Origin of the sequence: Streptomyces sp. NPDC051020, assembly GCF_040683105.1 — a bacterium.
In the GTDB taxonomy this organism is placed as follows: Bacteria; Actinomycetota; Actinomycetes; order Streptomycetales; family Streptomycetaceae; genus Streptomyces.
On sequence record NZ_JBFBCG010000008.1, the window covers coordinates 83,077 to 103,339 of the forward strand.

Sequence of the window (20,263 nt, forward strand, 5' to 3'; positions counted from 1 at the left end):
GAGGGCGAGGGACACGAGGAGCGCCGGGGCGCTCAGTTTGCTCTTCAAGTCGAGGGGCCTCGATGGGTTGGACCGGGACACGGCCCGGTCATGTCGTCAGGTACTTCGTGGGTCGGTCGTCGGACGGGCACCGGCCCCCTACTTCACATGTGCCCAGTGGTCCGGCGGCGGCTTCAACTTCACTGCGTCACTATGGCCTGCCACAACCTGGCCCTGGTTCCACAGGCTGTCGGTGTTCTCTTTCCAGTAGTCGCTGTGGCCCTCGGTGTCCGTGGTCATCTGGTTGGCACCGAAGCGTTCGTCGCTGGGGATGGTCCAGGGGCCGTCCCAGTCGGTTCCGCCGTGCCCGTAGCGGCCGATGTCCGGGACGGGATCCCCGTCGGCCTCCTGGTTCCAGACATGTCCCGCGGGCACGTCCAGCTGCTCGGCCTTGGGCACCTGAACACCGGGGCTGCCTGCGAGGATCACGTCGTCCGCGTTCAGGTCACCCTGCCGGGCCGCGGAACCGATGAGGGTCGTGCCGTACGAGTGGCCGATCGCGGTGCGGTGTGGTTCCGAGTCGCCGGTGTGTGACGCGTCGAGTCCGTCCATGAACCGGTTGAAGGCCGGGGCGCCATCGTTCGCGTAGTGGCTGAACGGCGAGTCCTTGACGATGTTCTGCGGGGCGTCGTACCCGAGCCAGGTGATCGTGGAGACCGACTTGCCGTCGGCCGCGTCGTTGGCCACATTCCAGACATTGACCATGCGGTCGATGTCCCCGCCGATGCCGCCCAGGTTCGACGTCGTGCCCGGCACATAGACCGCCTGGTGATCAGCCGTGTCCGGATTTCCGTTGGCGACGATCGCCCGGCCATTGCCTTCCGCGTTGAATCCCAGCAGGTAAGCCTCGGGCAGGCCTTTGATACCGGTCGAGTCGAAGCGTTCCTGGATGCTCTGCATACCCTTGAGGGACTTGTTGAGCTGCTCGTACCGGTCTCCGTACTTGTTGTGCCACGCCATCCATTCGTCGGTGTGCACCTTGGACGGGTAATTACCTGCGTTGATCCACGTCCACTCGTTGGTCGGCGGCTTCGGGATGGAGTCCAGCTCTATCTGGAGCTCGCCCCGCTTCTCCTCGAGAACGACGCGATTCACCTCGTCACGAACCGTGGAAGGCAGCCCGTCGAGCGCCCCCACGGCGTCGGGCCGGAGGGAGAGCCACGCTGCCTGCTCCTCCGGGCTGAGCCCGTTCCACCACGATGCGTTGTCCTTCGGACTGCCGTCCTTGGGAGGCTCCGCCAGGGAGTCGAGATAGCTCTTGCCCGCCTCGCGGACCCCGCCCATGTCCGACTGCGCGTCGGCCCAGTCCTGCTTGGAGACCTTCAGGTCGTCGTCGGCTTTCAGCGCGCGCAGCTTCGGCGCCCACTTCTCGTCGACATCCGTGGCCTCCTTCAACGCATCGGTGACCCGGTTCGCATATCCCATCGCCCTGCCGTAGTTCGGGTTCGGGTGGATGCTCGCTGCCTGGCGCTCCAGGGCACCGGACGTCTGGCTGCCCCCAGCACTCCCGGTCACCGTCCCGCCGTCAGCGATCTTCTCGTCGCCGGGCTTCTTGCCTGCCGGATAAGTGACCGAGCCGTCCGGGTTCACCGTGCAGTGGTCCGCGCGAGCGTCCTCGATCGCCGCGTCCAGCTTCTGCTTGGCCACCGCCATGTCGAAGGCGAAACCATTGAGCGCGGCGCTTGCCAGACCGCACTCGGTCTGCACGTAGTGGAAGTTCTTCGACAGCTCGTGGAGCTCCCGGAGGGCCGCCGTCGCCGTCTCGCCCCGGAGCCGATTGCGCACCCCCGCGCAGATCTGGTTGTCGATCGAATCCTTGGCCGCACTGGCCATGTCACCGGTCACCCGGTAGCCATCCGCGGATTCCTCGTACTCCGACGGCTTGAAGGCTTTCAGCGTCGCAAGATCCATGGCCGCGAATCACTTCTCCTTCGCCTGGCCGCCGACGGCCTCGGTGTCCTCGTACTCCAGCTTCAGCTTGTCCAGCTCTTCCCTGACCGTCTGGTCGGACTTCGACAGATCGTGACCCGACCTCTCCAGAAGCCCGCCCAACTCGTCACAGCGGCTGCTCACATCACCGACGTACTTCTTCCAGGAGTCGTACAACTCCTTCTGCGCCGCCGCGCTCTGACACCCGCCGGTGTCACCCAGCCCCGCCTGCCCGTCGTCCAGCTTCGCCAACGCCTTGCCGATGCCGTCCTTCAGGCCTTTGACACCCTCGCCGGCCTGCACCCATGCCTTCTTGTCCGACTTCAGATCCTCCGAAGCCACACCCGTCGGAGCCCCACCCCCCTGATCGGCCGGATACTGGTTCAACTGCATCCGTGCGGAACCGCGCGCCACCGCATCGGTCTTGAGCTGCTCCCACTCATCCCACGCCATCCGCAAGGCCCTCCCCGTATCCCCGTTCCCGGGCAACCCCGGCCGAGCCACCAAAACTTCCGGCTCCGAGGTACGAAGTCAAACGCTCACACGGCCCGCTGCGCCCCGCTCCCAGCGCCGTTCGCCATCGCACCACTCCTCCGTGGGCACCAGCCCCGCCGCGGCCAGTGCCCGTTGTTACGGTCCTCCCATGACGAAGACCGTGCCGTACACCGGCGGCGAGAAGGAATCCCTGCACATCGCCCTCGACCGGCACCGCGACGCGGTGCTGTGGAAGCTCGACGGCCTTGACGACGAGCAGCTGCGCCGCCCGATGACCCCGACGGGCACCAATCTGCTGGGCCTGGTCAAGCATCTGGCGACCGTCGAGTACGGCTGGTTCTGCACGCCGTTCGGCCGTGAGACGGAGAAGCTCTGGTTCGACGCGTCCACGGAGGACATGACGGTCGCCCCGGACGAGACGACCGCCGGCATCCTGGCCTTCTACGCGCGCGCCCGCACCGCCGCGGACCGGGCGATAGACGAGATCCCGCTCGACACGATCGGTACGGCGTGGGACGGGCGGAAGGTGTCGATGCGCTGGATTCTCATCCACATGCTGGAGGACGTCGTACGGCACGCCGGGCACATGGACATCGTCCGCGAACTGATCGACGGGGCGACGGGCACCCACCCGCAGAGCGCCTCCGCATAGGCTCGGCCGCCTCGTTCACTCGACCGAGTGGACGATCACCAAAAGGACATGTGGGGGGGCGCCGTCCTACGATGATGCTCTCGACACCACCCACCAGGAGGCCCGCAATGTCTGCAGCAGCAGTCGAGCACCCCGGTGATGGTGAGCCGGAATCGCAGCTCGACGTCGCCAACAGGCTCATGGAGCAGCATCCGGGTTACCGCGTCGAGATCATCGGAGGCGTTATCACCGTGGCCCCACCTGCGGACGGCGATCACGCCGATGTACTGACGGACCTCATGGTTCCGTTCCTCGCCGCAGGTCTGCACGGCAAGGAGACGAGGCTTCTTCAGGGCATCGGCATCTGGTTGCCGGGCGGCCCGGAGGACTACGCCATCCCAGACCTCGCATTGATCGATGCCGACTTCAAAAACCACGTCATCGAGGCCAACTGCTTCGACCCGGTGATCTTCCATCTCGTGCTGGAAGTCACGTCGAGCAACTACAACAACGATCTACGCACCAAGGTCACCGCGTACGCCGAGGCCAAGATCCCCGTCTATGTGATCGTCGACCGCAAGCACGGCCGGGTCCACGTCCTGACTGAGCCCCTCGCCGACGGGTACGCCAGCCATCAGGTGTACGCCCCCGGCCAGCAGGCCACCCTCCCCGCCTCCATCGGCGCCGAGGTCACCCTCGATGTCGCGGACCTGCTCAAAACCGGGCAGCGCCAGCGGTGACGTCCGTGCGGCGCCACCGCCGCTCCCCGTCCTCCCACTCGTCGGTGGCCACGAGCCCCGCCGCGGCGGCCACCGCGGCGGACGCGGTGTGGTCGGGGTGGATGTGGGCGACGACCGTTCGGACCGTTCCCCCGGCCAGCAGGTGCGCCACCAGCCCGGCCGCCGCTTCCTTCGCGTAGCCCAGGCCCTGCCACTCGGTGCCGACGACCCAGGCGATCTCGGCCCGGGGGCCCGCCACCGTGGCCTGGACCCAGCCCACGAGACGACTGTCGGCGCGTACCCGGAGTGCCCAGTTCCACCAGTGTTCGGCAGGGTCGGGCGAGCCGGCTTCCCAGCGGGTGTAGCGGGCCCGGAGGGTGTCCGGGTCCTCCGGGGCGCCGCCCGTGTACGTGTGCAGGGCCGGGTCGGCGAGGACCGCCGCCATCTCGTCGGCGTGCGCGGCTCGCAGCGGCAGTGCGTCGAGCCGCTCGGTGGAGAAGGCCTCGGGCCCGTGGTTCGTCATGGCGCCCGACCCTACGTGCGGCGCGCCAGGTCATGACTCCGGGCCCGGGGCGTGCACCGGCGGGGTCGGTCAGCCGCGCTTGCGGCGCCGGTTCATGAGGACGAGTGCGCCCACGGCGGCGAGCACCACCGCTCCGAGCAGCGTGCTGCCTTTCACCTCGCTGCCGTCCCCGCCCGTCCCGCCGGCGGCCGACGCACCGCCGCCGTCCTTCGACGGCGACTTGGCGTCGCCGCCGTTCCTGTCCGCGCCTGCGATGTCCACCCGCACCACGTCGCTCCGGGCGCCCTCCGAGCCGAACATCAGCGCCGAGCCGTCCGCCGTGTACGTCACCGACTCGGCCTGCCGCTGGAGCGGTGCCTGGACCGCGTGGTCGGCGCCGAGCCGCCCGTCCTTGAACGCGTAGCCACGGGCGCTGAAGTAGGACCGCAGCACCAGCTCCTTGCCGTCCGGCGAGAACGCCCCGTCCGTCACCCACGGCACCTCGCCGACCCGCCGGAACACATTGGTCCGTCCGGTGGAGAGCTCGGCAGGCCCTTCGTACAGTCCGCCGCCGTCCTCGTTCTTCGAGGCGATGTAGACCCGGCCGGTCTTCGGGTGGACCATCAGTGCCTCGGCGTTGCGCGCCCCGTCCGCGTACTTCACGTCGAACTGGGTCGCCCGGACCGTCGCGTCCTTCAGCACCTTCGGCTCCGGGAACCGGTAGATCCAGACGTGGTCCCAGCTGCCGTTCAGGTTGTCACCGATGTCGCCGACGTACAGATTGCCGTCGGGTCCGAGTGAGATCGCCTCGACATCGCGCGGCCGCCCCACCCCTCGCATGGTGATGGTCGCGACGGTCTTCCCGGTCCGGGAGTCGACGGCGTAGACGTAGGGGCCGTCCTCGCTGTCGTTGTGCGTCCAGTAGATGCCCGGGTGGGCGCGGCTCGCGGCGAGGCCACTGGACTCGGTGATCCGGGGGTCCTCGATCGTGAAGCTGCGGTCGGCGGACCCGTCGTCGGCCATGGCCGGGGCGGCTGCCGCCCCGGCGAGGACGAGCAGCGCGGCGGCACCGGTGACTGTCAGATACGAACGCATGGACCAAGTGTCCATCGTCACGTCGCAGCTCCGCGCGTTGATCCGCCATGATGGCGCCATGCGTTTTCTGTTCGTCGGCGATTCCATGACCATCGGCCGCGCCGGCGACGTCACCTGGCGCTACCGCATGTGGCAGCACCTCGAAGCGGCTTTCGACGGTCCGTACGAGATCGTCGGTCCCCGGACCGAGCTGTACGACACCGCGACGAACACCCCGGACTCGTACGCGTACGGCGCCCCGGATTTCCCCGCCCGGGCCCGCCGCCATCTGGCGGGCTGGGGCGAGGGATGGCTGCACATGGCCCCGGTGATCGCGGACACGGTCACCACGACGCGTGCCGACGTGCTGCTCGTCTCGCTCGGCCTGATAGATCTCGGCTTCTACACGGACAGCGGGCAGACCGCCGAGAACGCCCGCGCGTTCGTCGCGGCCGCCCGCACCGCGAACCCGCACATCAAGGCCGTGCTCCTGCCGGTCATCCCGAACATACGGGCCGAGTCGGACGCCCCGTTCGCCGCCGAGTGCGACCGTTTCAACGAGCTCCTCGCGAAGGCGGTCGCCGACCTCGACGAGCCGATGTCACCGATCCTGCTGGCGTCGCACCCGGCCGGGTACGACATCCACACGGACACGTACGACGGCACGCACCCCGGTCCCACGGGCGAGGAGAAGCTGGCCGCGACGTTCGCCGACGCGATGCACCAGGCGTGGGGCATGGGCGGGCCGTACGCGGGCGGCCGCACGGAAGCGTGACGCCCGGCCGTCCCGGTGCCCTCACTTCTTGGTGGGCCGGGCCCGCACATGCATCCGTTCGCCCTGCGGCCCGAAGAGGCTGAGAATCTCGACCGGTTCCGGCCCCGCGCTGGACCAGGCATGGGGCGTACGCGTGTCGAACTCGGCGACCTCCCCGGTGGTCAGTACGACATCGTGCTCGCCCAGCACCAGCCGCAGCCGCCCCGCCAGCACGTACAGCCACTCGTAGCCCTCGTGCACCCGCTGCTCCAGGGGCCCGGTCGCCCCTCGCCGGCCGGGCAGCACCATCTTGTACGCCTGGAGGCCACCGAGGTGCCGGGTCAGCGGCATGAACTTCCTGCCGCCGCGGGTGAAGGGGCGCAGATGGACGCGGGGGTCGCCGGTGGCGGGGGCGCCGACGAGTTCGTCGAGCGGGACCCCGTACGCCTTGGCCAGTGGCAGCAGCAGTTCCAGGGTGGGTTTGCGGCCGCCCGACTCCAGGCGGGAGAGGGTACTGACCGAGATCCCGGTCGTCTCGCCCAGCTGGGCGAGGGTCGTGCCGCGCTGCCGGCGCAGGGCCCTCAGACGCGACCCGACCCCGGTCAGAACGGCGGCGAACTCATCGCCGGCATCCGCATCCGCCTTCGCTCCGTCTCCCATCTCCCCATTATTCGCCGTACAGGAGAGCGGGGGCGGTCAGGGCGAGCCGAGCATGGTCAGGGACAGCCGCGTGAGCTCTTCGGTCAGCCAGTCGGGCGTGACCTGACGGGGGCGGCGGGCGTGGTGGGCGAGGAGTTCCTCGACCGAGTGGGTCATCACCGTGACCGCGACCCGCTGGTCGCCGTCACCCACCTCACCCCGCTCGGCGGCACGCTCGGCCTCGCAGGTCAGGAACTCGGACCACATCGTCCGCCACATCGCGAGATGGTCGTCGACGGTGCGGCTCACGCCCAGCGCCTCGACGAACGCCACCCGCGCGGCCCGCGGATCAGCGGTGACCCCGCGCACATAGGCGGCGAAGAGGCGACGGAACCGTTCCTCCGTCCCGCACTCCTCCATGTCGTCGGAGAGCATCGCCTCCTCGGACGCGCGCAGTCCGCTGGTCGCCACCTCGTCGTACAGCGCGATCAACAGCGCCTCCCGCGAGGTGAACTGCTGATGGAACGCGCGAATCGGCACGCGCGCCTCGGCGCAGAGTTGCTCGACGGTCGTGCGCGCGTAGCCGTACGCGGCGAACAGGTCCCGACCGGCCCGCAGGAGCCGGCCACGCCACTGCGCCCGGTCCTCGGCGGACTCGGTCATCCCTGTTCCGCGGTTCACCACGGCATTCACCACAGGTCCTCCTTCGTCGGCCCGGAGTCGCTGTCATTGTCCTCGCTCCGCCCCGGCGACGGTGGATTCGCCACACCACGGACGGAGACACACGGTCGTCTGCCGAAGCTCGTTGACCAGCAGGGGTGTTGGGCGGACCACCGGAGAGCGATGTACGGGATCTTGTTCAGGTTTCGAACGGGGCGACGGGCGACTGCCCGCGGTGAGGCCCCGGTTCGACGGGCGGCAGTCCGCCGCAGGGGGCGATCGTCGCCGCTCGGGCAGTCCTCCGGGTCGACCTGTCGGAGTCGTTCGCTAAGGTCTGCGCCCATGACTGACACCACCGCGGATGTCTGGCCCGAACCCCCGATAGCCGGCACCGAGGCGGCGGCTGTCCTCGGCGCCCTCGAACGCCAGCGGGCCACCCTGGCCTGGAAGTGCTCCGGACTGGACGGAACCGGTCTGAACGCCACGGTCGGCGCGTCCACCATCACGCTCGGGGGCCTGCTCAAGCACCTGGCGCACGTGGAGGACAGCCACTTCGCCCGGCTGTGGCTCGGCGCCCCCGCCGGTGCTCCCTGGGACGCCGTCGACTGGGACGTCGCCCCCGACTGGGACTACCGCTCCGCCGCCGCGGACACCCCCGAGCAACTGCTCGCCCTCTGGCAGGAGTCCGTGGCCCGCTCGCGTGCCATCGTCGACAAGGCCCTCACCGGAGGCGGCCTGGACCAGCTCGGCGCGTACACCACGCGCGGCGGCGAACGACCCAACCTCCGCCGCATACTCCTCGACCTCGTCGAGGAGTACGCCCGTCACGCCGGCCACGCCGACCTCATCCGCGAGTCCGTCGACGGCCTCACGGGCGAGGATCCGGGGAGATGAGCCGCGGTTCCCCGCAGGGAGACCGACGAGCCTTCCGGGCTCGTGTCCGGCTCCGGCCGCACGCGCGAGGCGTGTGCGGTCCGGGCCTGGAGCAGCCGCCGGGCCTCCCCGGAGCTCAGATCTGCGGGGCGGTCCGCCTGCCGCCGGCGGGAGCCGCCACCGGGAGCACGGTGTCCAACCGCCGCACGCAACCCCGCCGTTGGACGACCGAGAGCCCCGCGACCGCTGCCCCGAGCACGAGCCAGCCCGCCGGGCCGGCGGTCAGCACGGCACCGGTCAGCAGTTGCTGCGGCGCCGCGTTTTCACGCACCTCGGCCTGGCCGAGCGCGACGGTCGAGGGGCCCGCGAGGAGACGGGAGATCATCTCGCAGACACAAAGGTGTAAGCACCAATACTGTGATCTTTCATGACCATTGCCGATGCCGCCATAACGGCGCGCGCAAAACTGCCACGAACGTATCTCCTCTGGCTCAGTGGAGCGTTCACGTCCCAGCTCGGGGATGCCGCCATGTATTTCGCCCTGGGCTGGGCAGCCACTGCGCACGGGGGCGGCACCGGAGGGCTCGTGCTCACTGCCGTTGCCCTTCCGAGAACCCTGCTTCTTCTCATTGGAGGGGCAGTCGCAGACCGGTTCTCCCCCAGGCGCATCTTGATCATCGGTGACTCGGTCATGCTCGCCATGGCCCTTGTCGTGGGCTTCATCGCGGCCGCGCAAGGATCCACACTGTGGCTGCTGCTGGGGGCCGGAGTGGTCATGGGAACCATCGATGCCTTCTACCTCCCGGTGTCGGGCTCGATGCCGCGACGACTGGTGGACCCGGACCGTCTCGACCGTGCGGTCGGTCTCAGTCAGACCGGCAGCCAGCTGATCTCGCTGGTCGGGGGTTCGCTGGGCGGTGCCTTGGTAACGGCCGGCGGTCTGGCCGGCGCAGCTCTCTTCGACGGCCTGACGTTCGCCTTCGCCGTGATCGTGGCCGCGCTCATTCGCCCCCGCTTCGAGGTTGCCCCGCCCGCTCAGCGTGCGAGCCTGTTGCGTGAGGCGGGCCAGGGGGTGACGTTCTCGCTGCGTCACCCGGTGCTCCGGCCGGCGCTGATCCTGACCGGCGCGGTCGCCGGCTTCGCCATCCCTGTCGGGTCGCTCCTCGTTCCTCTCCTCGCACGGGAGAACCACTGGGGCGCACGGGCCGCCGGCGTGGTGCTGGGCGGCCAGGCACTCGGCGCCCTCCTCGTGGCCCTGCTCGTGGCGCGCCGGGGAGCCCTCCGCTTGCCGGGCTTCGTCGCAGCCCTGAGCGTCGTTCCCATGGGCCTCGGCATCTGGGTGCTCGCACTGACTGAGCGGGCCCCGATCGCCGTGGCGGCAGCCACCGCGATCGGCCTCGGCCTGGGCCTGTTCGTCACTCACCTCGGCCCGCTGATGCTGGGAGCCAGCCCGGCCAGTCACCTCGCCCGAGTCCAGTCGCTCATCACTTTGGTGCAGAGTCTGGTCCTGGTGGTCACCCTGAACCTGCTCGGCCAACTGGCCGATGCCCTCGACGCCTTCACCACGGCGGTGGTGTGCGCGGCCGTACTGGCCGGCGCGGGCCTGCTGGCCTTGGCGTCCGCTCCGCTACGGAACGCCACCATGCAGCAGGAGGAGGTGGCGGCGGCGGCGGCGTGAAGAGCTCCTCCTCTGTCGCGGAACACCTGGGAAGCGCAGAAGGGTCGTCGCAGGCCGTTTGGCAGCCGGTCCTTCCCCCGGACCACCTCTCAGAGACTCCTACGACAGCCACGAACGCGTCTGGAACCCGCCGGTGCCGCTGCTGTTCCAACGGCATGTCGGAGTGGAGAACCGGCCCATCCCGCCTTCCGGGATACGGCAGCTACTCAACGAAGCACTTTCTCGCACCGGACTCACCGACACCGTCGGCCGGCCTCTGGCCTTCAGCCCGCACGACATCCGCAGGCTGTTCATCACAGACGCGATCACGAACGGCATGCCGCCCCACATCGCCCAACTCGTGTTCGGCCACCGCGACATCAACACCACCATGGGATACAAGAAGGCTCGGGAATTGCATCAGACGGGCGCGAAGCCGCAGGTCACCTGTTCACGGCGACGGCCTGACGGACCCCAACGCTACTACGAACTGGCCTTCTGAACAGGCAGTTTGCCAGGCACATCCCGTCTGATGCAAGATCTGCCCTCCAGAAGGGATGGTCTGGAGTGGCGCAAGAACGGAAGGTGGCCCTGGCTGGGGCGGCTCATCTGGAGCTGGTCTCGGGGGTGATCCAGCTGCGTCCGGAGGACGCGATGGTCGACGCGATGCTGCGCGGCTGGCGGGCCCAGCAGATGTCCCGGGGCCTGAAGGAAGACACGATCGCCGGGCGGGAGCGACTGATTCGCCGCTTCCAGGAGTTCACCAACGAGTACCCGTGGTCGTGGTTGCCGGGCCACATGGACGAGTGGTCGGCCTCGCTGACGGGTGAGCGGCACCTGGCGCCGTCCACGATCCGCAGCTACCAGGGCGACGTGCGGCAGTTCACCGAGTTCCTCATCGACGGCCGCTACGGCTGGGCGGTCGCCTGCGAGGACGCCTTCGGTACCCACCCGGTGGCGATCTGCCACGAGTGGAACACCATCGCCCACCTCAACGACTACGAGGGCGACCCGGAGGCCCGGCCGTTCACCCGCGAGGAGCTCCAGCGGTTCCTCGACTACGCCGACGACCAGGTCGATCGGGCGGTGCGGTCCAAGCGCAAGGGCGCCCTCGCCGCCTACCGGGACGCCACCTTGTTCAAGGTCATCTACGGCTGGGGACTGCGGCGCACGGAAACCTCGAAGCTGGATCTGGCCGACTTCGGCCGCAATCCGAAAGCCCGTCAGTTCGGACGGTACGGCACGCTGAACGTGCGTTACGGCAAGGCGAAGAAGGGGCAGCCGCCGCGGCGCCGGAACGTGCTGTCGGTCATGGACTGGGCGGTGGACGCCGTCCAGGACTACGTGGAGAACGTCCGCCCGCAGTTCGGCTGCGAGGACCACCCAGCGCTGTGGGTGACCGAGCGGGGCGGGCGGGTCAAGCCGTCGGAGATCAACGCCCGGTTCGTCGCCTACCGCGCGGCGCTCAAGCTCCCCGAGGCATTGGTCGTCCACTCGCTGAGACATTCCTACGTCACGCATCTGACTGAGGATGGGGTGGATCGGCGGTTCATCCAGGAGCAGGTCGGTCACGAGTGCGATAGCTCCACCGCCATCTACACCCACGTCAGCGACGACTTCATGAACACTGCTCTGAGCAAGGCACTGAACCCGGCGTTCGACGAGGCGCCGACCAGGAAGGACCGATGATGGCCGCCAAGCTCGACTACCGCTGGCACCTGCGTCACCTGATGGCGGACCGCGGAATGTTCTCCACCACGGACCTGCTGCCGCCGCTGGCCGAACGCGGCATCACCCTGTCCTCCAGCCAGGTCTACCGGCTCGTCGCCGAACGCCCCGAGCGGCTCAGTCTGAAGATCCTCATGGCCCTGCTGGACATCCTGGACTGCACGATGGACGACCTGATCGAACCCGTTGCCGCAGCCAGCGCCGCGCAGAGGCCGAAGAAGGCGGCCGCGGGCGGAACGACGGCCGAGGGCATCGGCGGCCTGCGGCCCAAGCGGGCACGGATCGCACCGGTGGACCGGTGAACGGGCTCTCGGAAGAGGTGCTGGCCGACCCGGTCGGCCTGGTCGTGCGCCTGGTCGGCAACGTCGAACGGCACCTGGAAGCCGACCGCATCCGCGAGATCGTCTGCACGGTCATGCGCGAGCGGGCTGGTCGCCGGCGCCTCGCCCAGGCCCTGCACGAGGATCCGTCACTGCTGCGGACCGGACGACCTCCGGCACCGTTCTGCGTCGCACGACTGCTGATGGCCCTTCACGAAGCCGGCGCACAGGACATCGCCCTTCCCCGCTGCGGTGAGTGCGGCCGCGCACGCCCCTACGTCGGCAGCCGCAGCGGCGGCCGATGGGGCTGCTCGCCCTGCTTCGACAAGGCCGCCGACTGCGCGGGCTGCCACCAGCAGCGGCGCGTCGTCAGCCGCGACCGCCACGGCAACCCCCGGTGCGCGAAATGCCCCGATACGGACGGCGATCCATTCGCCATGCTCGCCGGCCTCATCACCACGGTCGATCCCACGCTCGACGCGGGCGCCGTTCAAGCAGCGCTCGACCGCGCCACCGTCCGAAAGGCCGGCCAGCGCCGCCTGGCCTGGGCGATCACCGCCCAACCCGACCTGCTGACCGGTGCTGGCTACGACGCCCCAACCCCCGCCGTCCTACGGTTCATCGACGCACTCGTCCAGGCCGGAGCCACCAGGGTCGTCAATCCGGCCTGCTACCGCTGCCATGAGGTCAAGTCCCTGTCGAAGGTGCTCGACGGCAAACGGGTCTGCCGCAACTGCTTCGCCCGCAACGCGGCTGTGCCCTGCACCCGCTGCGGCTCCGTCCGCGAGCCCGCTGCCCGCGACGCCGAGGGGCGGCCGCTGTGTCCCAACTGCCTGGTCAGTGACCCCGTCAACCTGGAGGAATGCCGCGACTGCGGGCGCCGCCAGAAGGTCGCCGCTCGGCTTCCCGACGGACCACGTTGCGCCAACTGCCGGCCCAGGACCGCCGCCCAGTGCGGCATCTGCGGACGGACAGGAGTCTGTGAGATCTCCCGTGTCACGGGCGAACCCTGGTGCAACCGGTGCCAGTTGCGGTGGGCGCCCTGCAGTGGCTGTGGAGCCGTCGACCACGTCCGCAGCGGCACGTGGGATGCACCCCTGTGCGCGAAGTGCACCAACCCGGACCCGGACTACTGGGGCCGCTGCCCCGTCTGCCGCACCACCTGGCAGCTCAGCACCCGTCCCTGCCAGCGATGCGCGCTCGACCGGCAAGTACGCGACCTCCTGGCCGGCAACACGGGCACGATCCGGCAGGACCTCGTCCCTCTCTACAAGGCACTGTCCGGAGCCGAACGCCCCACAAGCACCATGTTCTGGCTATCGGGCTCGAAGGTCGGCGGCCTGCTCCGGCAGATAGGCCGTGACGAACGGCCCGTCACCCACGACACGCTCGACGAGTTGCCCGCGAGCAAGGTCCTCGCACATCTCCGCAGCGTCCTGGTCGCCACCGGCGCCTTGCCGCCTCGCGACGAGCGGCTGGTCGCCCTGGACCAGTGGATCACCTCGGCGCTCCAAGCACGCACCGATCTCACCGAGCGCCGGATCCTGCACGGCTACGCGGTCTGGCACCACCTACGTCGACTCCGGCGACGCCTCGGCCAGGAGCACACCACGCACCTGCAGGCGCTGAACGTACGCTGCCACGTCACCGCAGCAGCGAACTTCCTCGACTGGCTGTCCGACAGCGCTCTCACGCTGGGCACGTGCACCCAGGTTGACCTGGAGCGATGGATTGCCGACCCCAAGGCCACCTACCGGGACGAGACCAGCCACTTCGTCCGGTGGTCCGTCCAGCACCGGCATGCCAAGGGACTCACCTACGGCACCGTGCGCTGGACAGGACCCTGCGGGACGATCGACAGCGAGAAGCGCTGGGCCGACGCCAGGCGCCTCCTGCACGACGACACGCTGGCGACCTCGGATCGAGTCGCCGGCCTGCTGCTGGTCCTCTATGCCCAGCAGATCGCCACCATCAGCCGCCTGACGGTCGACGACGTCCACCTCGACAACGACAAGGTCGGGATCACGTTCGGCACCTCACCTGTCGTCCTCCCCGAACCGCTGGCCGGCCTGGTGCGCGACCTCATCGCCACCCGGCGCGGCAAGGCCAGGATCGGCGCCCCCGACGACGCGCCGTGGCTATTCCCCGGCGGCCGTCCCGGACAGCCCATCGGTGACGACCGGCTCGGCCTCCGCCTCCAGAAGATCGGCCTCCAGCCGCGCCAGGACCGCTCCACCGCCCTGTTCACCCTCGCCACCGAGGTCCCCGCCGCCATCCTTGCCCGGATGCTGGGCGTCCACATCCAGGTCGCCGTCCAGTGGCAGAAGGCATCGGCCGGCGACTGGGCCGCCTACGCCGCCGAGGTCAGCCGCCGTGCCCCCACTCCGGCGGGCGAAGCCCAGACCAACGAGGTTCCCGATGGCCAGCACCCAAGAACAACAAACCCTCCGGGGCTAACGACGTGAAGAGCCACGTTGATCTTGCCGCGATTCCTACACCGAACGAGAGGTGCAACCCATGACCGACCATCTGTCTGCCGTCTTCACGATGCTTGGGCCGGGAGGCCGACGCTTCGCCGATCCCGAAAGCTGGGCGCGTCTTGAGTCGGAGGTCGGCACAGAACTCCCCAGCGACTACAAGGAGTTCATCGACGAGTACGCGCCGATCACGGTCAACAGCCACCTCTATTTCAAGCACCCGGCGACCACACGTTGGAACCTTCTCAAGGACATCCGGGAGACCGAGCAAGCCTTCCGCGATGCCGACTGGGACGGCCTTCCGCACCCGGAGACCGGTGCTGGCGGAGTTCTGATTCCTGCCTTGTCGACCCTTCGGCTTCCACGTCTTCCTCAGCCGCAGCCCACGGACGCCCGACTGGAGCGTGGTGGTACACGACCGGGACGAAGGCGGGTACTGGGAGCATGCCATGAGCTTCGCCGAGTGGCTCTACCGGCACCTCATTGGCGAGGAAGTCATCCATCCCAATGGAACGTATTTCTACCCCGGTCCGGTCAATCTCGAACACCTGCCCATGAGTCCGGACGATCGCCCCGTTCCCTGGCACGGACCTGACCGCGGGATGTGACGGTGGTTATCTAGTGTTGTCAAGCCATCGAGCCAGTTCATCCCAGATCTGATCCGGTAAGGCATGTTAGGCAAGCTCTAGCTGCGGAGGGCGTCGGCGGACGTATCCGCTAGTGTCGAGGACAGGCAGACACTGTGATCCAGGAGGAGCGGTGTACTACAGCGGGTTGGGGCTCGACCGTGTCGTTGATCGGCGGGGAGACTCGGACTGGATCGAGGCACTGCTGACCAGGGCCAGTACCCAGGTCATTCCCCTGTGGCAGGACCAGTGCCTGGTGCGAAACGAAACGCCGTTGCGGCTGCCCTTGGCCCAGGCGAGGGACATCCTCGTCGCGGCTGGCGACCGGGTGCTGCTCGGCCTCGAAGGCGAGAGGGCGGTGTTCGCGGCTGATGTGTCCGGGCTCGAACGGGAGAGCGCCGTCGAGCTGGCCGGCGCGGACAGGATGCTGGACGTGCGGGCGATGGTTCCCACCATCACGCCGGACGAAGCGGGTCTGCTGGCGTACGCGCGGGGAATTCTGCACTGGAACCGCAATCAGCGGTTTTGTGGCGCCTGCGGGGGCCCGGCCCGGTCCTGCAATGGTGGCCACCTGCGGACCTGCCAGAACTGTGGGAAGCTGCTGTTCCCGCGGATCGAACCGGCCGTGATCGTGCTAGTCGAGCTTCCGGGCACGCCCCGGCGCTGCCTGCTCGGCCGCCATGCGGCATCCGGCCCGAACCGCTTCAGCACCCTAGCCGGGTTCGTCGAGATCGGCGAGAGCTTCGAGGACACGGTGCGCCGCGAGGTGCGGGAGGAAGCCGGCGTCACCGTGGGTGCGGTGACCTACCAGGGTTCCCAGGGGTGGCCGTTCCCGGCCGGGGTGATGATCGGGTTTCGCGCCGAGGCCCTTTCCGACGCGATCGATGTGGACAACGTGGAAGTGGTGGAGGCACGCTGGTTCACGGCCGCGGAACTGCGCGCGCGGCTGGCGGACGCTGCTCTCGGCGGCCCGTACCGGGTCGATTCGATTGGCAAGGCGCTCATCGACCAGTGGCTGGCCGACACAGACTGAACCGATGCGGTGCGAAGACAGATTTTACGCTGCCTCGCTCATCTTCTGCTTCAACTCGGCCACCGCCTGCGTCCGTTATCTGGGGTTGAGTAGCCAAAAGCGCAGCTCAGAGGCCATGGGGCGCTGTAAGGCATGAGGGCAGCCCGCTCGCAGGTTTGGACATCTGTCTGACGAAGAGTCTCGATCGAAACTCTTTGCCGCCCTGGTCAGAGGGCCTGCGCACCCGCCGACTGAGCTGCGGAGTGAAAACCGCAGCGACGGGGACCAGCGTACAACCGCATGCCTTACAACCCTTACGGCTTACAGCAACCCACGATAACCTCGGGGCCGAGGCATTCGGAGAGTTCCAATACCCGACTCCACCATTAGCGGCCTATCCCGAGGAGGTCGTCAACGGCCACCGCGCGGAGGCGCCTGCCGCAGCGCGGCCTCGGTCGCGCCGTGCTCACCCGGATCGGCGGATACGAGACGACCTGATCCCCGTCAGGTCGTCTCTGTTGAGCTCGCGGCGAGGGCGGCGACGCGGTCCCGCCTAATGGGCACTCCGACACGGGCACCTCGTGCAGCCGACGGACCGCGTCCGCACAAGTCCTCCTTCGTCGGCCCGGAGTCGCTGTCACTGTCCTCGCTCCGCCCCGCCGGCGGCGGATCCGCCACACCCATGGGCAGCGGCGCGTCGCCGGACGACGGCATCTGTCATCGTGGATCCATGGCCTGCCCCGACATCGACGGTGACGACATCGACCCCGACGCCACCGAGGCGTTCATGAAGCCGGCGGGCAGCTCGGTGTACGACGCCTACGAGGCGCTCTTCACGTCGGCACTGCCCAGGGCCACCTGCACAAAATGCTGCTGTTGGCCGATCACGGGCGGCTGCTGGACTTCGACCCCCGTGCCCCTGTGATCGTCACGGGGGTGGCATCGCTGGAGCGCGACGACAGGCAAGCGGCGTACTGGCGCGGGCGGCCGGCGCCCTGGGTTCACGGACTGATGGATCAGGTCGTGTGGATCCGTCCCGAGGTGGTATCCGGCTACCGTCCGGTCGCCGTCCCCGCGCTCTGATCCACGCCACACCGGCGGCGGAATCCCGGATACACGCGGCCCCGTCCGTGCAGCTGAGAACGGGGCCGCTGGTCACACGGCGTGTACCGCGCCGGGTCAGGCTTTCTTCAGGAACTGGGTCTTCAGGACCAGGCCCTTGACCTTCTTGGTGTTGCACTCGACCTCGTCCGGCTTGCCGGTGAGGCGGATGTTCTTCACCAGGGTGCCGCGCTTGAGGGTCTCGGACGTTCCCTTGACCTTCAGGTCCTTGGTCAGCGTGACGGAGTCGCCGTCCTCCAGGGCGGTGCCGTTGCTGTCCTTCACCACAATGTCGCTCATTGGTCGTTCCTTGCTGATCGGGTTGTATCGGGTTCTTGGGCCGGCGCGGTGCACGCGTCGGGCCACTGGTCGCTGCACCACTGCCGTTGGGTGGTGCAGCGCCACTCGATGGTCATGACGGGGCTCTGCTTCTACAGCGGCAGGGTGATCCAGATGCTCTTGCCCTGCCCATCGGCGTCGCCGCGTACGACCGCGGTACCGCCGAGACCGAGGGTGAGTTCGACGACGGTGGCCAGCCCTCCCGCGCCGGTGCCGGTCACGGCGGCGTACAGGGCGGGCTGGTAGGGGTGGCGGTCGTGGACGGCGAATGCGAACGTGTCCGCTCCGGCCGCGAAGATGACCGTGACGTTCGGGGAGAGTACGGCGGCGTGCCGGACGCTGTTGGTGACCAGCTCGGCCAGGATCAGCAGCGCCGGATCGATGCTGGGGTGGCGGCGGCTGACGCCCCATTCCGTCAGTACCTGTTCGGTGGTCTCGCGGGCGATGCGCACGGAGGAGCCCATCGCGGGCAGGGTCAGCACATGCCGGTACGGGAGGGCTTCGAGCTGGGTGGTCACTTCGCCTCCGGGTGGGCGAGGCGGAACCCGGTCACGCTCTGGGGGACGGCGGGCAGCAGCCCGGCCTTGTGCAGGTGGGCCCGGGCCCCGGCGATCGCCTCCGGCGTGGTGGCGTACTCCCGGCCCTCCAGTCGAAGCAGGTCCAGGGCTCCAACGGAGTCCAGGGCGCGTCGCTGGCCGGGACGGATGCCGGAGGTCATGACGGCGATACCGCGCCGGTTCAGCTTCTCAACGGCGTCCTTGAGGACGAGAGCGCCGGTGGCATCCAGGGTGGTGACCCGCGACATGCGCAGGATCACCACGCGCACATCGGCGACCTCGGACAGTTCGAGAAGGAAGCGGTGGGCGCCGGCGAAGAACAGCGGGCCGTCGATGCGGTAGGCGACGATGTGCTCGGCCAGCAGCGCATGCTCTTCGTCGCTGTGCTCGCCTGGCATGTCGGGGCGGAAGTCGACCTGGTCCATGCGGGCCTGACGGGCCACCGCCCGCAGCGCCAGCGCCCCGGCGACGACCAAACCGATGATGACCGCGTACACCAGATCCAGGGCGAGGGTCGCCACGGCGGTCAGCACCAGGACGATCGCGTCCGCGCGGGTGGCCTTCGCCATCGCCCGCAGGGAGCCGACCTCGACCATGCGGATCGCGGTCGCGATCAGTACCCCGGCCAGCGCGGCGAGCGGGATCTTGGAGACCAGCGGGGCGGCGGCGAACACGATGACCGCCAGCACGGCGGCATGGACCAGGGCGGCGAGCCGGGAGGAGGCGCCAGTGCGGACGTTGACCGCGGTGCGGGCAATCGCGCCGGTCGCCGGCACGCCGCCGAACAGCGGGGCGGCGATGTTCGCCAGGCCCTGCCCGAACAGCTCCTTGTCCGGATCGTGCTTCTGACCGACCGTCATGCCGTCGGCGACCTGCGCGGACAGCAGCGATTCCAGCGCCGCCAACGCGGCGACCGCGATGGCCGGGGCCAGCAGCGAGCCGAACACGGACACGTCGACGAAGCCGAGCGAGGGCGCGGGCAGGCCCGCCGGCAGGTCCCCGATCGGGGCGGCCGCGTCCAGGTGGAAGAGCTGTGCGACGAGGGTCGCGGCGATCACCGCGACGATCGAGAACGGGATGGTGGGCCACCGACGGGCCCCCACCAGCATCACCACAACCACCCCGGCCGCCAGCGCCACGGCGGTCCAGTTCGGCGACTGGATGAACGCCTCGATGGCGTGCCAGGTCACCACCAGGACCTTGTCGCCCTCCGGCTTGACTGCCCCGAGCGCGTTCGGCACCTGCTGGAGGCCGATCACGCAGGCGATGCCCAGAGTGAAGCCCTCCACCACCGAGGCGGGAATGTAGGCCATGTACCGTCCGGCCCGCGCGACGGCGAGGCCGATCAGCATCAGCCCGGCGATCAGTCCGACCATCAGCACGCCGCCGGTGCCGTACTGGGCGACGATCGGCACCAGCACCACCGTCATGGCCCCGGTCGGCCCGGACACCTGGAGGTTCGAGCCGCCGAACACGGCGGCGAGCGCGCCCGCGACTACGGCGGTGGCCAGCCCGGCCTCGGCGCCCAGGCCGGAGGAGACACCGAAGCCCAGCGCGAGCGGCAGCGCCACGATCGCCACCGTCAGCCCCGCCAGCAGGTCACGGCGCGGACTGCGGCCCATCACCGCCAGATCGGTGCGCGAGGGCAGCAGGGAACGCACCCGGGTAAAGCCCCTGGCCACAGGCGTCCTCACTGGGACGCGACCTCGGCTTCCCGCAACTCGGCCAGCAACTCGTTCTGCCCCGCCAGCATCTCGGTCAGGATCCGCCGCGCGGCCCGCATCAGCTCCGCCACGTCCCCGCCGGCCAGCTCGTACACGACGGTGGAGCCCTCCCGAGTGGAGGTCACGATGCCGGAGCGGCGCAGGACCGCCAGCTGCTGGGACAGCGCGGCGGGCTCGATCTCGATCTCGGTGAGCAGGTCGCGTACCGGCATCGGGCCGTCCTGGAGGAGCTCCAGCACCCGGATGCGCACCGGATGCCCGAGCATCCTGAAGAACTCGGCCTTGGCCTGGTAGAGCGGAACTGGCACGGTGTCGAACACTCCTCTTCACCCCGGTCACCCGGGGTATCACCCGGTGCTGGGTCCTCAGCTGCCTACGGACCCAGTCACCACATCATGTAGTGAATT

General features: G+C 69.1%; 23 protein-coding genes. 12 read left to right on the forward strand and 11 right to left on the reverse strand.

The features are described from left to right. Positions 1 to 138: 138 nt before the first annotated feature. Both AB0N06_RS06980 and AB0N06_RS06985 read right to left on the reverse strand, forming a co-directional pair. Positions 139 to 1,950 (reverse strand): alpha/beta hydrolase, encoded by a 1,812-nt coding sequence (locus AB0N06_RS06980; protein ID WP_366133649.1) that lies wholly within the window; start codon positions 1,948 to 1,950, stop codon positions 139 to 141. 9 nt (positions 1,951 to 1,959) lie between these two features. Next, complete coding sequence (locus tag AB0N06_RS06985; RefSeq protein ID WP_366133650.1) at positions 1,960 to 2,421, reverse strand: hypothetical protein; 462 nt, start codon at positions 2,419 to 2,421, stop codon at positions 1,960 to 1,962. A gap of 190 nt (positions 2,422 to 2,611) precedes the next feature. Here AB0N06_RS06985 and AB0N06_RS06990 point away from each other — a divergent pair, with 190 nt between their 5' ends. Together AB0N06_RS06990 and AB0N06_RS06995 are read left to right on the forward strand one after the other, a co-directional pair. After that, positions 2,612 to 3,115, forward strand: coding sequence for a DinB family protein (locus tag AB0N06_RS06990; RefSeq protein WP_366133651.1), 504 nt, complete (start codon positions 2,612 to 2,614; stop codon positions 3,113 to 3,115). A gap of 107 nt (positions 3,116 to 3,222) precedes the next feature. After that, positions 3,223 to 3,834, forward strand: coding sequence for a Uma2 family endonuclease (locus AB0N06_RS06995; RefSeq protein ID WP_366133652.1), 612 nt, complete (start codon positions 3,223 to 3,225; stop codon positions 3,832 to 3,834). On the opposite strand, the gene AB0N06_RS07000 is transcribed toward AB0N06_RS06995, so the two are convergent. Together AB0N06_RS07000 and AB0N06_RS07005 are read right to left on the reverse strand one after the other, a co-directional pair. Next, on the reverse strand, positions 3,809 to 4,336 hold the full coding sequence (locus tag AB0N06_RS07000) for a GNAT family N-acetyltransferase (RefSeq protein ID WP_366133653.1): 528 nt from the start codon (positions 4,334 to 4,336) through the stop codon (positions 3,809 to 3,811). The genes AB0N06_RS06995 and AB0N06_RS07000 overlap by 26 nt on opposite strands. A gap of 69 nt (positions 4,337 to 4,405) precedes the next feature. Continuing rightward, positions 4,406 to 5,410 carry a WD40 repeat domain-containing protein gene (locus AB0N06_RS07005; RefSeq protein ID WP_366133654.1) on the reverse strand — a complete coding sequence of 335 codons (1,005 nt, stop codon included), beginning with the start codon at positions 5,408 to 5,410 and terminating at the stop codon, positions 4,406 to 4,408. 58 nt (positions 5,411 to 5,468) lie between these two features. On the opposite strand from AB0N06_RS07005, the gene AB0N06_RS07010 reads away from it, so the two are divergent. After that, positions 5,469 to 6,164, forward strand: a complete 696-nt coding sequence (locus tag AB0N06_RS07010; RefSeq protein ID WP_366133655.1) for a GDSL-type esterase/lipase family protein — start codon at positions 5,469 to 5,471, stop codon at positions 6,162 to 6,164. Between the two features lie 21 nt (positions 6,165 to 6,185). Here AB0N06_RS07010 and AB0N06_RS07015 read toward each other — a convergent pair whose 3' ends face one another. Further along, complete coding sequence (locus AB0N06_RS07015; protein WP_366133656.1) at positions 6,186 to 6,803, reverse strand: XRE family transcriptional regulator; 618 nt, start codon at positions 6,801 to 6,803, stop codon at positions 6,186 to 6,188. A 36-nt stretch (positions 6,804 to 6,839) separates the two neighbouring features. Continuing rightward, the gene (locus tag AB0N06_RS07020) at positions 6,840 to 7,478 is read right to left on the reverse strand and encodes a TetR/AcrR family transcriptional regulator (RefSeq protein WP_366133657.1); all 639 of its coding nucleotides are present in this window, start codon (positions 7,476 to 7,478) and stop codon (positions 6,840 to 6,842) included. A gap of 306 nt (positions 7,479 to 7,784) precedes the next feature. Here AB0N06_RS07020 and AB0N06_RS07025 point away from each other — a divergent pair, with 306 nt between their 5' ends. Next, positions 7,785 to 8,336, forward strand: coding sequence for a DinB family protein (locus AB0N06_RS07025; RefSeq protein ID WP_366133658.1), 552 nt, complete (start codon positions 7,785 to 7,787; stop codon positions 8,334 to 8,336). 115 nt (positions 8,337 to 8,451) lie between these two features. Here the strand turns inward: AB0N06_RS07025 and AB0N06_RS07030 are convergent, their stop codons facing one another. Next, positions 8,452 to 8,700, reverse strand: a complete 249-nt coding sequence (locus tag AB0N06_RS07030) for a hypothetical protein (protein ID WP_366133659.1) — start codon at positions 8,698 to 8,700, stop codon at positions 8,452 to 8,454. 42 nt (positions 8,701 to 8,742) lie between these two features. On the opposite strand from AB0N06_RS07030, the gene AB0N06_RS07035 reads away from it, so the two are divergent. The 8 genes from AB0N06_RS07035 (at position 8,743) to AB0N06_RS07070 (ending at position 17,060) form a co-directional block, all read left to right on the forward strand. Further along, positions 8,743 to 9,993 carry an MFS transporter gene (locus tag AB0N06_RS07035; RefSeq protein WP_366133660.1) on the forward strand — a complete coding sequence of 417 codons (1,251 nt, stop codon included), beginning with the start codon at positions 8,743 to 8,745 and terminating at the stop codon, positions 9,991 to 9,993. A 133-nt stretch (positions 9,994 to 10,126) separates the two neighbouring features. After that, positions 10,127 to 10,474, forward strand: a complete 348-nt coding sequence (locus AB0N06_RS07040; protein WP_366133661.1) for a site-specific integrase — start codon at positions 10,127 to 10,129, stop codon at positions 10,472 to 10,474. A gap of 65 nt (positions 10,475 to 10,539) precedes the next feature. Beyond that, complete coding sequence (locus AB0N06_RS07045; RefSeq protein WP_366133662.1) at positions 10,540 to 11,661, forward strand: tyrosine-type recombinase/integrase; 1,122 nt, start codon at positions 10,540 to 10,542, stop codon at positions 11,659 to 11,661. Further along, positions 11,661 to 12,002 (forward strand): helix-turn-helix transcriptional regulator, encoded by a 342-nt coding sequence (locus AB0N06_RS07050; protein ID WP_366133715.1) that lies wholly within the window; start codon positions 11,661 to 11,663, stop codon positions 12,000 to 12,002. Before AB0N06_RS07045 ends, AB0N06_RS07050 begins: the two co-directional genes overlap by 1 nt. Beyond that, positions 11,999 to 14,485, forward strand: a complete 2,487-nt coding sequence (locus AB0N06_RS07055; RefSeq protein ID WP_366133663.1) for a site-specific integrase — start codon at positions 11,999 to 12,001, stop codon at positions 14,483 to 14,485. The genes AB0N06_RS07050 and AB0N06_RS07055 overlap by 4 nt, the downstream gene beginning before the upstream one ends. Before the next feature lie 461 nt (positions 14,486 to 14,946). Then, positions 14,947 to 15,105: a hypothetical protein gene (locus tag AB0N06_RS07060; protein ID WP_366133664.1), complete on the forward strand. Its 159-nt coding sequence runs from the start codon at positions 14,947 to 14,949 to the stop codon at positions 15,103 to 15,105. 151 nt (positions 15,106 to 15,256) lie between these two features. Next, positions 15,257 to 16,156, forward strand: coding sequence for an NAD(+) diphosphatase (nudC, locus tag AB0N06_RS07065; RefSeq protein WP_124286798.1), 900 nt, complete (start codon positions 15,257 to 15,259; stop codon positions 16,154 to 16,156). 709 nt (positions 16,157 to 16,865) lie between these two features. Then, a complete protein-coding gene (locus AB0N06_RS07070; protein WP_366133665.1) occupies positions 16,866 to 17,060 on the forward strand; it encodes a hypothetical protein in 195 nt (64 codons plus the stop codon). Between the two features lie 254 nt (positions 17,061 to 17,314). Here AB0N06_RS07070 and AB0N06_RS07075 read toward each other — a convergent pair whose 3' ends face one another. The 4 genes from AB0N06_RS07075 to AB0N06_RS07090 all read right to left on the reverse strand — a co-directional run bounded on the left by AB0N06_RS07075 (position 17,315) and on the right by AB0N06_RS07090 (position 20,164). Beyond that, positions 17,315 to 17,536: an alkylphosphonate utilization protein gene (locus AB0N06_RS07075; protein ID WP_366133666.1), complete on the reverse strand. Its 222-nt coding sequence runs from the start codon at positions 17,534 to 17,536 to the stop codon at positions 17,315 to 17,317. Between the two features lie 131 nt (positions 17,537 to 17,667). Beyond that, positions 17,668 to 18,093 carry an ATP-binding protein gene (locus AB0N06_RS07080; RefSeq protein ID WP_366133667.1) on the reverse strand — a complete coding sequence of 142 codons (426 nt, stop codon included), beginning with the start codon at positions 18,091 to 18,093 and terminating at the stop codon, positions 17,668 to 17,670. Beyond that, entirely contained in the window at positions 18,090 to 19,826 is a 1,737-nt protein-coding gene (locus AB0N06_RS07085; protein WP_366133668.1) for a SulP family inorganic anion transporter, read from the reverse strand. Before AB0N06_RS07085 ends, AB0N06_RS07080 begins: the two co-directional genes overlap by 4 nt. Then, positions 19,823 to 20,164, reverse strand: coding sequence for a metalloregulator ArsR/SmtB family transcription factor (locus AB0N06_RS07090; protein WP_366133669.1), 342 nt, complete (start codon positions 20,162 to 20,164; stop codon positions 19,823 to 19,825). Before AB0N06_RS07090 ends, AB0N06_RS07085 begins: the two co-directional genes overlap by 4 nt. Between the last annotated feature and the right edge of the window lie 99 nt (positions 20,165 to 20,263).